Below are 13919 nucleotides of genomic sequence, written 5' to 3' on the forward strand. Positions count from 1 at the left end.
CCCACGCGTGGCTGAGCCGCATCGCGGCGCGCGCCCCGGGCAGCCGTGCCGCCGCGCGCAGCCGGCCCGCGCCGAGCACCACCTCCTGCTCCCACACCACCGTGCAGCCGCCCGCGCCCTCCGCCGCGCCGTCGTGGACCGTCACCCGCACGGTGCCCCTGAGGTCCCCGTCCAGGCGGGCGACCAGGCGCCCGCGCTCGCGGTCGTCCAGCTCCCGGGCCATCACGAGGCGCACCGGGACGAGCCCGCGCAGCAGCACCGCGACGCGCGGGGCGCCGTCGTGGCCGGCCCCGTCGATCCGGCGGGCGCGGGAGACGCTCGGCCACCACGTCGGGTAGCCCAGCGGGTCGGCCAGGAGGGCGGCCACCTCGGCCGCGGGCCGCGGCACGGCCCAGCGATGCGTGAACCGGAAGGGCTGGCGGGCGAAGGCGGGCATGGGCCCAGTGTGTCCGGGCCCGGGGGTGCGCGGCGAGGCCGGGACGACGCCGACACGACGACGCCGGCCCCCGCCGTGGAGGCGAGGGGCCGGCGTCGGGAGGCCGCGCGGGGCGCTGGATCAGCCCTTGCTGTAGTCGAAGAAGCCCTTGCCGGACTTCCGGCCGAGCTCACCGCGGGCCACCATGTCCCGCATGAGCTGCGGCGGGGCGAAACGCTCACCCAGCTGGGACTCGAGGTACTCGGCGATGCCCAGGCGCACGTCCAGGCCCACGATGTCCGTGAGCGCGAGCGGGCCGACCGGGAACTTGTAGCCCAGCACCATGGCGGCGTCGATGTCCTCGGGGGAGGCCACACCCTCCTCGACCATGCGGATGGCCTCGAGGGCGATCGCCACGCCCAGGCGCGACGAGGCGAAGCCGGGGGCGTCCTTCACGACGACCGGGGTCTTGCCCAGGCCGCGCACCCACTCGGTGGTGAGGGCCTTGAGCTCGTCGCCGGTCTGGGTGCCGATCACGACCTCCACGAGCTTCGACGCCGGCACCGGGTTGAAGTAGTGCAGGCCGCAGAAGCGCTCGGGGCGGCGCAGGTGCGTGGCGATCTCGTCCACGGACAGGGAGGAGGTGTTCGTGGCCAGCCACGCGTCCTCGCGCAGGTGGGACTCGACGTCGGTGAGGGCGTCGATCTTGACCTGCATGTCCTCGAAGACGGCCTCCACCACGAGGTCGCAGCGGGCGAAGTCGGCGCGGTCCACGGACACGGTCAGGCGCTGCGCCCACACGTCCAGGTTGCCGTCGATCTTGCCGCGCTCGAGGGAGGCGGCGAGGTCGGACTCGATGCGCTCCTTCGCGGCCTCGGCGGACTGCGGGTCGCGCTCCACCACCACGACCTCGGACGAGCCGGAGGTCAGGAAGGCGTGGGCGATGCCGCCGCCCATGCGGCCGCCGCCGAGGACGCCGACGACGGCGGGCAATGACGCGCGGGAGGTGTCAGGGGTCTCGGTCATGTCAGTCCTCACTTCTTCTTGCGGTCCAGGAACGCCTGCATGCGCTCGAACTTGGCCTCGGACTCGAACAGGATGGCCTGCGCGATCTCGTCCACGTGGGGGTGGGCCTCGCGCGGCAGGTGGAACACGCGCTTGGACAGACGCACCGCCAGCGGGTCCTGCTTGGCGATGCGGTCCGCCAGGGCGTGCGCGGCCTCCTCGAGGGCATCCGGCTCGTGCAGCTCGGTGACGAGCTTGAGGTCGAGCGCCTCCTGGGCGTCCAGGATGCGGCCGGCCAGCAGCAGCTCCAGGGCCACCGGCTCACCCACCAGCTCCTTGAGGCGCCACTGCGCGCCCGCAGCGGCGGTGATGCCCAGGCCGGTCTCCGGCTGGCCCATCTTCAGGGACGGGGTGGCGATGCGGAAGTCGGCCGCGTAGGCCAGCTCCGCGCCGCCGCCGAGGGCGAAGCCGTCGATCGCCGCGATCACGGGCATGGGCAGCCGGTGGATGCGGTCGAAGACCTGCGAGTTCACGCCGCGCAGGGCGTCGTCGCGACGGCGCTCGCGCAGCTGTCCGATGTCTGCGCCGGAGGCGAAGATGCCGGAGAACGTCCCCGGCTCGCGCTTCGACTCCACCTGCGTGCCCGAGATGATCAGGATCTTCGGCTCGCGTTCGAGATGGGCGCAGAGTTCGTGGAACTCGTCGACCATGGTCTGGTCGATGGCGTTGCGCACGCCCGGGCGGTCCATGCGCGCGTGGACGCGGTCCTCACGCTCCTCGACGCGCAGTGCCGTGAAGTGGCTGAAGTCGGTCATCTGCTCAGACCTTCTCGACGAGCATCGCGGAGCCCTGGCCCACACCCACGCACATCGTGGCCAGGCCCCTGTCCGCGCCCTCGCGTTCCATCCGACCGAGCAGCGTGACCACGAGACGGGAGCCCGAGGAGCCCAGCGGATGGCCCAGGGCGATCGCGCCGCCGTCGGCGTTGACGATCTCCGGGTCCAGGCCGAGGCGGCGGATGGTGCCCAGCGACTGGGTGGCGAAGGCCTCGTTGAGCTCGACGGCGCCCAGATCCGCCACGGACCAGCCGGAGCGCTCGAGGGCCTTCTCGGTGGCCGGGACGGGGCCCAGTCCCATGATCTCGGGGGCCAGGCCCGCCGAGGTGGACTCCACGACGCGGGCGCGCGGGGTCAGGCCGTACTTCTGCGCGGCCCGCTCGGAGACGACGAGGATCGCCGAGGCGCCGTCGTTGAGGGAGGAGGAGTTGCCGGCGGTGACCACGCCGTCCTTCTTGATGATCGGGCGCAGGCCGGCGAGCACCTCGGGGGTGGAGCCGGGGCGGGGGCCCTCGTCCGTGTCCACGACCGTCTCGGCGCCCTTGCGGCCCTTGACGACGACGGGCACGATCTCGTCCGCGAAGCGGCCGGCCTCGATGGCGGCCAGCGCACGCTCGTGCGAGCGGGCGGCGAAAGCGTCGGCGTCCTCGCGGGTGATGCCGTCCACCTCGCCGACCTCCTCGGCTGTCTCCGGCATGGAGAAGGTGAACTTCTCCCCGAACTCGCCGTCCGCGAAGCGCGGGTTCACGAAGCGCCAGCCGATCGCGGTGTCGAAGGCCGCGCCGGGCTTGGCGAACGCCGTGGTCGGCTTCTCCATCACCCAGGGGGCGCGGGACATCGACTCGACGCCTCCGGCCACGACGACGTCGGCCATCCCGGAGCGCACCATCGCGGTGGCGATGCCGATCGCGGACATGCCCGAGGCACAGAGGCGGTTCACGGTGATGCCCGGGACGGTGTCCGGGAAGCCGGCCAGCAGCCAGGCCATGCGGGCGACGTTGCGGTTCTCCTCGCCGGCGCCGTTGGCGTTGCCGAGGATGACATCGTCCACGACCGACGGGTCGATGCCGGCGTCCTCGATCACGGCCTTGATGGTCAGGGCGGCGAGGTCGTCGGGGCGGACGGAGGAGAGCGCACCGCCGTACCGGCCGACGGGGGTGCGCTTGCCGCTGACGAGCAGGGCCTGCGAGGGGGTGCTGGACATGGGTACTCCTTGGTTCGGCAGCGACGGACGACGGCGCGGCGAATTACCGACCGTGCGTTCAGGATTCAGTATCCCGGGCGGGTGTGACGCGGGTCAACCGATGGGCGGGGTGTGACGGGGCGGGGCGGATCGATCACCGGTGCCGGGCGGGGCCGGATCCGGGGGACAGGGCCGGCGGGATGGGGTTCACTGGGATGAGGCGTGACGGCCGCCACATCTCCGGGCGGCCCGTCGACGCGTCCCCACCCCCCACGGAAGGCCTCACCATGACCGAGAACACCGTCCTGACCTGCGCCGAGCTGCTCGCCGCCGTCTCCGCCCCCGAGGGCGCCGGCGTGGAGGTCCGCGACCCCGCCACCGGCGAGGTCGTCGGCCGCGCCCCGCAGAGCACCGCGGAGGACCTGGATGCCGCCGTCGAGCGCGCCCATGCCGCCCAGCGCGACTGGGCGAAGCTGTCCCACGAGGAGCGCTCGGCGCACCTGCACCGCGCCGCGGACGCGATCGAGGCCAACGCCGCCGCCCTGGCCGAGCTGCTCTCCCGCGAGCAGGGCAAGCCCGTGAAGAACGGCCCCAACGCGATGTTCGAGGTCGGCGGGTGCGTCGCGTGGACGCGTTCGGCCGCGTCGTTCCCCATGGAGCCCGAGGTGGTGGTGGACGACGAGTCCGGCCGCTCCGAGGTGCACTGGGTGCCGCTGGGCGTCGTCGGAGGCATCGGTCCGTGGAACTGGCCGATGATGATCTCCGTCTGGCAGATCGCCCCGGCCCTGCGGATGGGCAACACCATCGTGCTCAAGCCCTCGGAGTACACGCCGCTGTCCGTGCTGGCACTGGCCCACGTGATGAACACGGCGCTCCCGGCGGACGTGCTGCAGGTGCTGCCGGGCGACGGCGCGCTCGGCCGCGCGTTCACCGCGCACCCGCGCATCGACAAGATCACCTTCACCGGCTCCACCGCCACGGGCAAGGCGATCATGAAGGGCGCCGCGGACGACCTCAAGCGCCTCACCCTCGAGCTCGGCGGCAACGACGCCGGCATCGTCCTGGACGACGCCGACCCGAAGGCGATCGCCGAGGGCCTGTTCTGGGGCGCGTTCATCAACACCGGCCAGACCTGCGCGGCCCTCAAGCGCCTCTACGTGCCGGACTCCCTGTACGACGCGGTGTGCGAGGAGCTCGTGGCCGTGGCGCGGCGGATGCCGATGGGCCCGGGCCTGGAGGAGGAGAACGTCCTCGGCCCGCTGCAGAACCGCGCGCAGTACGAGATCGTGGAGCGCCTCGTGCAGGCGGCGAAGGACGGCGGCGGGCGCGTGCTGCTCGGCGGCGACCCGGACCCGCAGCGCCCCGGGCTCTTCTACCCGACCACGATCGTCGCGGATATCGACAACGACAACCCGCTCGTGGCCGAGGAGCAGTTCGGCCCGGCGCTGCCGATCGTCCGGTACACGGACCTCGAGCAGGCGATCGAGTGGGCCAACGGCCTCGACGTCGGCCTCGGCGCCTCCGTGTGGAGCGCGGATCCGGAGCGCGCCAAGGAGGTCGCGATGCGCCTCGAGGCCGGCTCGGTGTGGATCAACAAGCACGGCACCATCGACCCGCGCGTGCCGTTCGGCGGGGTCAAGCACTCCGGCATGGGCCGCGAGTTCGGCGTGCTGGGCCTGAAGGAGATGGCCGAGGCCAAGTCCATCAGCGTCTGACGGCGGGGGCGCACGCCCCGACCCGGCACGACGACGGCGCCGCACCCTTCGCGCGAAGGGTGCGGCGCCGTCGTCGAGCAGCCCGCGGCCGCTCAGTCCGCGCTCGGCCGCTCCAGCTCGAACACCTCACCGAGGCCGCCCCACTCCATGCGGCCGAGCCGGGAGACGGGCCCCAGGGCGTCCGGGTCCGGCAGGATGCGGCCGCGGGCGTCCGTGGTGAGCACGTCCGTGTCCACGCTGACGTGCACCACGCGGCCCATCAGCAGGAAGCTGTCGCCCACGGGGTGCACCTCGTGCAGCCGGCACTCGAGCGCGGCGGGGGAGGCCGCGACCCGCGGGGGCCCGACGACGACGCTCGGCTCCGGCGTCAGGGACGCGGCGGCGAACTCGTCCACCTCGGGGGCGAACGGGGCCGAGGTCCGGTTGGCGGCCTCGGCCAGCGCACGCGTCACGAGCGAGACCGTGAACTCGCCGGTGGCCTCAGCGTTGCGCAGGGTGTCCTTGCGGCCGGTGGAGCCGATCAGCACGATCGGCGGCTCGCTCGAGGCCACGGTGAAGAAGGAGTGCGGCGCCAGGTTGGGCACGCCGTCCGCGGAGAGGGTCCCCACCCAGGCGATCGGGCGGGGGATCAGCAGGGACTTCACCAGGAGGGTGGTCTCGCGGTCGCCCAGGGCGGCGGGGTCGAACTCGGTGCGTGCGCTCATGCCCCCAGTCTCCCAGCCCGCGCGCCCCGCGCCGGGCGTCGGGCGCGAGACCGACCCCCGCAGCGCGCCCGCGCCCGCCCCCGAGGAGGGGGACGCCTTCATGGGCGACCACCAGGGCGCCCTGGACGGCCAGATCCACCACGAGGTGGACGTCACTGGGCCGATCCCCGTGTTCCGCCCGGGGCCGGGCGCCTCTCCGGGCGCGCCGCCGTAGTCCGGCTCAGGCCCGGCCGCCGGCCCCGCGCCCGGCCCCGCGCCCGGCGCGGACCGGGGCGGGCCTCACATGACCTCGTAGCGGCTGCACAGCATCAGGTAGACGCCGTAGAGCATCAGCCCGACCGCGAGCACCCCGAGGGCCGCCTCGCCGAAGGGCTGGGCCGCGAGCCCCTGGAGGGCCCCGTCGAGCCCGGTGGAGTCCTCGGGGTCCGCGGTCGCCGTCGAGACGAGGAACAGCACGCCCAGCGTGAGCAGCGCCAGGCCCTTGGTCGGGTAGCCCACGGTGTCGAGCGCCGTGACGGCGCGGTCCACGCGCGGGTCCGAGGCGTGCCGCAGGTCCTTGCGGAAGCGCCGCGTGACGCCCTTGACCACGTAGTACGCGGCCATGGCCACGAGCCCCGCGCCCGTCAGCAGCAGCACGACGACGCCGGCCGGGTGGCCCATCAGCCGCGCGGTGAGCGAGCTCGTGGCGCTGGCGGAGTCGGAGGTGCCGCCCAGCGCGTAGGTGCCGAAGACCACGGCGAGCGCCGCGAAGACCACGGCCTGCCCGGCGGCCTTGCCACGGGCCTTCCAGCGGTCCGCGCGGTCGCCGTCGCCGGCGGGCCACACCGCCTGGCCGAGGTTCCACAGCGCGAGGGCGGCGCAGCCGACCAGGCACGCCCAGATCACCGCGGTGCCCCCGGGCATGCCCGTCAGCGTCTGCAGCGCGCCGGTGGTGTCCGTGCTCTCCTGCTCGTCCCCGGCGGCCACGCGCAGGGCCAGCAGGCCGATCAGCAGGTGCAGCACGCCGTTGGCCACGAAGCCCACGCGCGCGGCGCGCTCCAGCCAGGGGTGGTCGGCGGCCTCTTGGGCCGCCTCGGCGACGCCAGAGCCCGGGACGGCCCCTGCATCCGGCCCCACGGCACTTTCGCTCGGGAAATCGTCGCTACCATCCCGAAATCCTGGGATGGTAGCGACGATTTCCCGCACGAAAGCGAGGTCCGGGGTGGGGGTCCGGAGCGGGGGTGGAGGGCCGGGCACGACGACGGCGCCGCACCCTTCGCGTGAAGGATGCGGCGCCGTTGTGGTGCGGGGCGGGACCGGTCAGGCGACCGGCTCGCGGGTGCCGGTCTCGGCGACGACGCCCTCGTCGTGCAGGTTGCGGTCCTGGATGCCCTTGGGGACGAACAGGACGGCGATGAGGGAGACCGCGGAGATGATGATCATGTACCAGGCCACCGGGACCCAGCCGCCGTCGTTGAGCAGCAGGTCGGCGATCAGCGGGGCGAACGCGCCGCCGATGATGGCGCCGATCGCGTAGCCGATGGACACGCCGGAGAAGCGGACGCGGGCCGGGAACATCTCGGCGTACATGGCGGACTGCGGGCCGTAGGACGGGCCGAGGCCGATCGAGAGGATGAACAGGGCGGCCGCGAACATCGGCAGCGAGGCGGTGTTCATCATCTGGAACATCGGGAACGCCCAGGCGATGATGAGCGCGTAGCCCGCCACGAAGGCAGTCTTGCGGCCGATCTTGTCGGAGATCCAGCCGCCGAACAGGGTGAAGATGAACCAGCCGAAGCCGCCCACGAGCGCCGCGATCAGGGTGTCGCTCGGCGCCATGCCCAGGTTCTTCTGGCCGTACTTGGAGAACCAGGCGATCACCAGGTAGCCCACCGCGTTGTTGGCGGCGAAGATCAGGGCCGCGAGGACGACCTCCTTGGTGTGGTTCCGGAAGAGCTCGCCCAGCGGGGCGGACTCGTCCTTCTTCAGCTGCTGCATCTCCTTGAACACCGGGGACTCCTCCACGGCCTTGCGGATGATGTAGCCGATGAAGATGAGGATCACGGAGATCAGGAACGGGATGCGCCAGCCCCAGGCGAGGAACTGCTCGTTGGTCATGGAGGCGCGCACGGCGAAGAGGACGCCCGTGGCCAGGAGCATGCCGAGCGGCACGCCGATCTGCGGGGCGGAGCCGAACAGGCCGCGCTTGCCGCGGGGGGCGTGCTCCACGGAGAGCAGCGCCGCGCCGCCCCACTCGCCGCCGGCCGAGAAGCCCTGCAGCAGGCGGAAGACCACGAGGAGGATCGGGGCCCAGATGCCGATGGAGGCGTAGGTGGGCAGCAGGCCGATGAGCACGGTGGCCGCGCCCATGCCGATCAGGGTCAGGGACAGCACGAGCTTGCGGCCGAAGCGGTCGCCCATGTGGCCGGCCACGATCGCGCCCAGGGGGCGGACGAGGAACGAGATGCCCAGCGAGGCCCACGAGGCGATCTGCGCGCCCTGCTCGCCCATGGGGGCGAAGAACAGGGGCGCGAACACCAGGGCGGCGGCCTGGGCGTAGATGAAGAAGTCGTACCACTCGATGGTGGTGCCGACGAGGGTGCCGGCGAGGACCTTGCGCTCCTCGGCGCGGTCGCGCGTGCGAGCGGGGTGCTCGGCGCCGTGCGCGGCTGTGGTGTGGCTCATGGGTGCTCCTGGGATGCGGGGAAGCGGCCGACCGTGAGACGGCGGCGGGACGGTGTGGTTCCCGACCGATCGGTCGGGAAGTGATACACGTCACCGTATACGATCTCTGTGACTCACGCCACGATCTGGGCTGATGACGGGAATGTGACGCGGCCGGGCCGGGACGACGGCGCCGCGCCCCCCGCGCGAAGGGTGCGGCGCCGTCGTCGGTGGCGGGGTGCGGCGGCTCAGCCGCGGCCCGTGAACTCCGGGCGGCGCTTCTCCTGGAAGGCCTCGAACCCCTCGGCGTAGTCGGCCGTGTTGCAGAGGTCGCCCTGGGCGATGTTCTCGGCGTCCAGGGACTCCCACAGGCCCACGCGCTCGTCACGGATCTGACGGACCAGCTCCTTGGAGGCGCGGAACGCCAGGGTGGCGCCCTGCGCGGCCTTCGCGGCCTTGGCGCGGGTGAACTCGAGCAGCTCGTCCGCGGGGACGGAGCGGGAGAACAGGCCCGCGCGCACGGCCTCCTCGCCGGAGATGAGCTCGGCGGTGTAGATCAGGTCCAGGGTGCGGTGGGCGCCCAGGCGCTCGGTGAACAGCCAGTGGCCGCCCGAGTCCAGGGTGGCGCCGAGGTTGGCGAACGGCGAGCCGATCTTGGCGTCCTCGGCCACGTAGACCACGTCCGTGGCGATCGCCAGGCCCAGGCCCACGCCCAGGCAGGCGCCCTGCACGGCGGCGAAGGTGGGCACGCCGATCTCGGACATGGCCCGCAGCACGGGGGTGACCTTGTCCCGCAGGTAGGCGGTGGCGTCGTCCTCGGCCGGGTCGACGGCGGAGATGTCGCGCCCGGCGCAGAAGCCGCGGCCCTCGCCGTGCAGCAGCAGCGCGCGCACCTCGCCGGACTCGACGCCGGCGGCGGCGCGGCGGTAGGCCTTGTGCAGGTCCGCCAGGGCGGCCTCGTCCAGGGAGTTCATCTTCTTCGGGGCGTTCAGGCGCACCTCGGCCACGCCGTCGGCGACCGTCATCTCGATCATGCTCACGTCGGAGTCCTCTCGGGAGGGGAAAGCGGGAGGGGGGATCCGGGCTCGGGGAGGGCCCGGGTGAGACGGCACCGGCCCGTCGGATCGACGGGCCGGTGCGGTCAGGGGGAGGATCAGGCGTCGTAGTCGACGGTGATCGAGTCGGACGTGGCGCGGGTCTGGCAGGTCAGCACGTAGCCGGCCTCCACCTCGTCCTTCTCCAGGGCGTAGTTCTCGTCCATCTCGTACTCGCCGTCGGTGACCTTGGCGCGGCAGGTGCCGCACACGCCGCCGGCGCAGGCGAAGGGGACGTCCGAGCGCACGCGCAGGGCGGCGTTGAGGATCGTCTCGTGCGCGGACTTGGGGGACTCGACCTTGCCGGAGAGTCCGTCCAGGTTGAACTCGATGGTGACGTTGTCGCCCGAGGGGTCCGCCTCCACGACGCGGCCGGAGTGGCCCTGCGGGTTCTCCGGGCGGCCGGTGGTGAACAGCTCGAAGCGGACGTCGTCCTCGTCCACGCCGCGCGCGGAGAGGGTCTCGCGGGCCAGCTGGACCAGCTCGAACGGGCCGCAGAGGAACCACTCGTCCGTGCCGTCCACGTCGATGACGCGGTCCAGCAGGGTGGTGAGCTTCTCGGCGTCGATGCGGCCGGACAGCAGCGGGGACACGCGCTGCTCGCGGGAGAGCACGTGGTGCACGGTGAAGCGCGCCGGGTACTTGTCCTTGAGGTCGCCGATCTCCTCGGCGAACATCACGTCCATGGCGGAGCGGTTGGCGTAGACCAGGTCGAAGCGGGAGGTCTCCGAGGCGGCCAGCACTGCCTTCGCGATCGCCATGATCGGGGTGATGCCCGAGCCGGCGGCGAACGCCACCAGGTGCGTGTTCTTGTTCTGCGCGACCTTCTCCGCCGCCACCTTCTCGGCGTCGTTGAGCGAGGTGACGTGGGAGCGCGACGTGAACGCGCCCTGCGGGTTCATCACGTCGATCTTCTCGCCCACCTCGAGGACCTCGTTGGCCCACGTGGAGAACTTGCCGCCGATGTCCTTCTTCACGGCCACGCGGATCTCACCGCGCTTCGGGATCGCGCAGATGGAGTAGGAGCGGCGGACCTCCTGGCCGTCCAGCTCCTTGCGCAGGGCCACGTACTGGCCCGGCACGTAGTCGTAGTCGTCGGCGAGCTCCTCGGGCACCGCGAAGGTGACCTCCACGGAGTCGTCGGTCAGGCGGCGCAGCTCCGACACCTCGAGGGTGTTGAACGTGGCGCGGCGCTTGCCGGTGGCGGGGGTGACGGTGGTCTCGGTCATCAGTGCACCTTGAAGTAGTCGAAGGGCTCGAGGCACTCCCGGCAGGTGTACAGCGCCTTGCAGGAGGTGGAGCCGAAGCGGGTGATCTCGCGGGTGTTCAGGGAGTGGCAGCGCGGGCACTTCACGGCCATGCCGATCATGACCGGCCCGTCCGTGGTGCGCGCCGAGGGCGGGGCGATGCCGTACTCGGCGAGCTTGGCCTTGCCCTCGTCCGTCATCCAGTCCGTGGTCCACGCCGGCTGGAGCACCAGGCGGACCTCGGACTCCTCGAACCCGGAGCGCTCGAGCGCCCGGGAGACGTCCGTGGTGATGGTGTCCATGGCGGGGCAGCCGGAATAGGTGGGCGTGATGACCACGACGGCCTTCTCGCCCTCGGCCCGTGCCTCCCGGAGGATCCCCAGGTCCGCGATGGACAGCACGGGGATCTCCGGGTCGTGCACGGTGGAGGCCGCATCCCAGACCCGTGCGTCGGCGGGGTCGGCGGGGCGCAGCTCGCTGGCGGTGGTCACCAGGACGCTCCCGGGTGACGGCGGGCCAGGGACTGCATCTCCGCGAGGATGTACCCGCGGTACTCGCTCATCGCGCCGGAGCGGTCGCCGCCGCGGGCGGTGCCCGTGGTCGGGACCTCCAGGCCGGCGGCCTCGATGGCCTCGCGGATGCGGGACATCGTGGGCTCCTCGAGCGAGGACGGCAGCACGGCGATCCCCTGCTCGGCCAGCGGGCGGGTGGTCTCGTCGTCATGGAAGAGCTCGGGCAGGTAGGGCCACAGCTCGTCCAGGCCCCGCTGCATGCGGAACTTCGACTCGTCCGTGCCCAGGCCCAGGCGGTTCAGCCACAGCGCGGCGTGGTCCTGGTGGTATAGGACCTCCTTGAGCGCCTTGTCCGCGATCGCGGCCAGGGTGGCGTCCGTGGACTCCTTCAGGCGGGTGTACAGCTCGAACGCGTAGAACGAGTAGTACAGCTGGCGGGCGATCGTCTTGGCGAAGTCGCCGTTCTCGGCCTCCACGAGGCGGACGGAGCGGAACTCCTCCTCGTCGCGGAAGTAGGCGAGCTCGTCCTCGGACTTGCCCCACGCGGTGCCCGCATAGCTCAGGAGGAAGCGGGCGTGGCCCACGAGGTCCAGGGCGATGTTGCCCAGGGCGATGTCCTCCTCGAGCTCGGGGGCCCGGGAGATCCACCAGGACAGGCGCTGGCCGAGCATGAGGGCGTCGTCGCCGAGGTACAGGGCGTAGCGCGCCGTCTCCTCGGAGGCCTTCTGCTCGCCGGAGGCGATCTCCTCGGCGGTGATGGCCACGCCGGCGGAGTGCTTCGTGGCGGAGTCGTTGGTCGCGAAGCTCACAGGTGCGGCACCCCCTCGGACTGCTGGTAGTAGGTGGCGTGGCGGTAGGACTTGCCCTGCGGGGACTCGAAGAAGCCGCCCTTGGAGTCCGGGTCGGAGGCCGCGATGGCCTCGGCCGGGACGACCCACACGGAGGTGCCCTCGTTGCGGCGCGTGTACAGGTCACGCGCGTTGCGCAGGGCCAGGGACGCGTCCGGGGCGTGCAGCGAGCCGGCGTGCACGTGGGAGAGGCCGCGGTTCGCGCGGACGAAGACCTCCCACAGGGGCCAGGCGTTGGATGCGGCGGTGTTCTCGCTCATGGGTCAGGCTCCGATCAGGTGGGTCTCGGCCGGGGCGTGCTGCTCGGCCTGGCGGCGGGCGTAGGCGGCGGCGTCGCGGACCCACGCACCGTCCTCATGGGCCTGGATGCGGCGGGCCATGCGCTGGGTGTTCATGGGGCCGTTGCCCTTGATGACGGACATGAACTCGTCCCAGTCCAGCTCGCCGAAGTCGTAGTGGCCGCGCTCCTCGTTCCACTTCAGGTCCGGGTCCGGCAGGGTCAGGCCGAGGGCCTCGGCCTGCGGGACGATCATGTCCACGAAGCGCTGGCGCAGGTCGTCGTTGGAGAAGCGCTTGACCTTCCAGTCCATGGACTGCTTCGAGTTGGGGGAGTCCTCGTCCGGGGGGCCGAACATCTGCAGGGCCGGGCCGTAGAAGCGGTCGACGGCGTCCTGGGCCATCTGCTTCTGCTCCGGGGTGCCGTGGGAGAGCTCGTAGAGGATCTCCCAGCCCTGGCGCTGATGGAACGACTCCTCCTTGCAGATGCGCACCATGGCGCGGCCGTAGGGGCCGTAGGAGGCGCGGCACAGCGGCACCTGGTTGCAGATGGCGGCGCCGTCGACGAGCCAGCCGATCGCGCCCATGTCCGCCCAGGTGCGGGCCGGGTAGTTGAAGATCGAGGAGTACTTCGCGCGGCCGGTGAGCAGCTGGTCGTTCAGCTCGTCGCGGCCGGTGCCGAGGGTCTCGGCGGCGGAGTACAGGTACAGGCCGTGTCCGGCCTCGTCCTGGACCTTGGCCATGAGGATCGCCTTGCGCTTCAGGGAGGGCGCGCGGGTGATCCAGTTGGCCTCGGGCTGCATGCCGATGATCTCGGAGTGCGCGTGCTGGGAGACCTGGCGGGTCAGGGACTTGCGGTAGGCCTCCGGCATCCAGTCGCGGGGCTCGATGCGCGAGTCCTCCGCGATCAGGCGATCGAAGTTCTCCTGGCCGGCCGCATCCTCGGGGGACGGGACGGAGGCCAGGCGGGTGGTGGAGCTGGTCTGCGTCATGGGGTTCACCTCACGCTGAGTGCGGGCTGATTCCGTGGTCAAGGTGCGCGGGCGCGCACCGAATTACTGACCGCTCGTTCAGGATAGGTCAGGGTGTGACCCCGGTCAACACGTCCTTCCCTGTGCGACGTCGGCCGGATCCGCCCGCCTCCGCCCTCTGCTCCTGCACAGCCCGCGCCGGGCCCCCGCCCGTCCCCGGGCGGGCCGCCGCGGCCCCGCGGGCCCGCGCGTCGTCCCTACGGTGACCGCATGCTCCAGCTGATCGGACCCCAGCACCTGGCCGCGGCCCTGCAGGCCGCCGGCCTCGACGACGACGCCGCCCGCCTCCTCGCGTGGGCGGACCCCGCCCGCCGGGACCGGGACGCCGCCCAGGCCGCCCTCGACGAGCTGGCCGTGGCGCAGGAGTCGCTGCGCGGCGCACTGGCCGGCCTGGCCGCCGCCGCCCGGGA

At 72.4% G+C, this 13919-nt stretch carries 15 protein-coding genes and 1 pseudogene; 3 read left to right on the plus strand and 13 right to left on the minus strand.

Translation table 11 applies throughout. The features are described 5' to 3' along the window. The 4 genes from NWP10_RS06320 to NWP10_RS06335 all read right to left on the minus strand — a co-directional run. A partial coding sequence (locus NWP10_RS06320; RefSeq protein WP_258300259.1) for an SRPBCC family protein occupies nt 1-436 on the minus strand: 436 nt, incomplete at its 3' end. A gap of 120 nt (nt 437-556) precedes the next feature. Continuing rightward, nucleotides 557-1441, minus strand: coding sequence for a 3-hydroxyacyl-CoA dehydrogenase family protein (locus NWP10_RS06325; protein ID WP_258300260.1), 885 nt, complete (start codon nt 1439-1441; stop codon nt 557-559). 8 nt (nt 1442-1449) lie between these two features. Then, entirely contained in the window at nt 1450-2235 is a 786-nt protein-coding gene (locus tag NWP10_RS06330; RefSeq protein WP_258300261.1) for an enoyl-CoA hydratase/isomerase family protein, read from the minus strand. 4 nt (nt 2236-2239) lie between these two features. Further along, nucleotides 2240-3460, minus strand: a complete 1221-nt coding sequence (locus tag NWP10_RS06335; protein WP_258300262.1) for a thiolase family protein — start codon at nt 3458-3460, stop codon at nt 2240-2242. A gap of 266 nt (nt 3461-3726) precedes the next feature. Between NWP10_RS06335 and NWP10_RS06340 the strand changes: the two genes are divergently transcribed. Continuing rightward, nucleotides 3727-5154 carry an aldehyde dehydrogenase family protein gene (locus NWP10_RS06340; protein WP_258300263.1) on the plus strand — a complete coding sequence of 476 codons (1428 nt, stop codon included), beginning with the start codon at nt 3727-3729 and terminating at the stop codon, nt 5152-5154. Between the two features lie 92 nt (nt 5155-5246). On the opposite strand, the gene NWP10_RS06345 is transcribed toward NWP10_RS06340, so the two are convergent. Continuing rightward, on the minus strand, nt 5247-5858 hold the full coding sequence (locus tag NWP10_RS06345) for a flavin reductase family protein (RefSeq protein WP_258300264.1): 612 nt from the start codon (nt 5856-5858) through the stop codon (nt 5247-5249). Here NWP10_RS06345 and NWP10_RS06350 point away from each other — a divergent pair. Then, nucleotides 5857-6072: a hypothetical protein gene (locus NWP10_RS06350; RefSeq protein ID WP_258300265.1), complete on the plus strand. Its 216-nt coding sequence runs from the start codon at nt 5857-5859 to the stop codon at nt 6070-6072. The genes NWP10_RS06345 and NWP10_RS06350 overlap by 2 nt on opposite strands. Nucleotides 6073-6137: 65 nt before the next feature. Here the strand turns inward: NWP10_RS06350 and NWP10_RS06355 are convergent, their stop codons facing one another. From NWP10_RS06355 to paaA, 8 genes are all read right to left on the minus strand, one after another. Further along, entirely contained in the window at nt 6138-6974 is an 837-nt protein-coding gene (locus NWP10_RS06355) for a DUF1206 domain-containing protein (RefSeq protein ID WP_258300266.1), read from the minus strand. Nucleotides 6975-7157: 183 nt separating this feature from the next. Continuing rightward, nucleotides 7158-8522: an MFS transporter gene (locus NWP10_RS06360; RefSeq protein ID WP_258300267.1), complete on the minus strand. Its 1365-nt coding sequence runs from the start codon at nt 8520-8522 to the stop codon at nt 7158-7160. 227 nt (nt 8523-8749) lie between these two features. After that, nucleotides 8750-9535: an enoyl-CoA hydratase/isomerase family protein gene (locus NWP10_RS06365; RefSeq protein ID WP_258300270.1), complete on the minus strand. Its 786-nt coding sequence runs from the start codon at nt 9533-9535 to the stop codon at nt 8750-8752. Between the two features lie 119 nt (nt 9536-9654). Continuing rightward, a complete protein-coding gene (gene paaE / locus NWP10_RS06370) occupies nt 9655-10824 on the minus strand; it encodes a 1,2-phenylacetyl-CoA epoxidase subunit PaaE (protein WP_017488084.1) in 1170 nt (389 codons plus the stop codon). Then, complete coding sequence (gene paaD / locus NWP10_RS06375) at nt 10824-11333, minus strand: 1,2-phenylacetyl-CoA epoxidase subunit PaaD (RefSeq protein WP_158494016.1); 510 nt, start codon at nt 11331-11333, stop codon at nt 10824-10826. Before paaD ends, paaE begins: the two co-directional genes overlap by 1 nt. Then, entirely contained in the window at nt 11330-12163 is an 834-nt protein-coding gene (gene paaC / locus NWP10_RS06380) for a 1,2-phenylacetyl-CoA epoxidase subunit PaaC (protein WP_258300268.1), read from the minus strand. Before paaC ends, paaD begins: the two co-directional genes overlap by 4 nt. Further along, the gene (gene paaB, locus NWP10_RS06385; protein WP_017488081.1) at nt 12160-12462 is read right to left on the minus strand and encodes a 1,2-phenylacetyl-CoA epoxidase subunit PaaB; all 303 of its coding nucleotides are present in this window, start codon (nt 12460-12462) and stop codon (nt 12160-12162) included. The genes paaC and paaB overlap by 4 nt, the downstream gene beginning before the upstream one ends. 3 nt (nt 12463-12465) lie before the next feature. Then, a complete protein-coding gene (paaA, locus tag NWP10_RS06390; RefSeq protein WP_258300269.1) occupies nt 12466-13470 on the minus strand; it encodes a 1,2-phenylacetyl-CoA epoxidase subunit PaaA in 1005 nt (334 codons plus the stop codon). A 249-nt stretch (nt 13471-13719) separates the two neighbouring features. Between paaA and NWP10_RS06395 the strand changes: the two are divergent. Then, nucleotides 13720-13919, plus strand: a pseudogene (locus NWP10_RS06395) (hypothetical protein); the annotation flags it as partial.

The sequence above is a fragment of the Micrococcus sp. HG099 genome, assembly GCF_024723355.1.
In the GTDB taxonomy this organism is placed as follows: domain Bacteria; phylum Actinomycetota; class Actinomycetes; order Actinomycetales; family Micrococcaceae; genus Micrococcus; species Micrococcus endophyticus.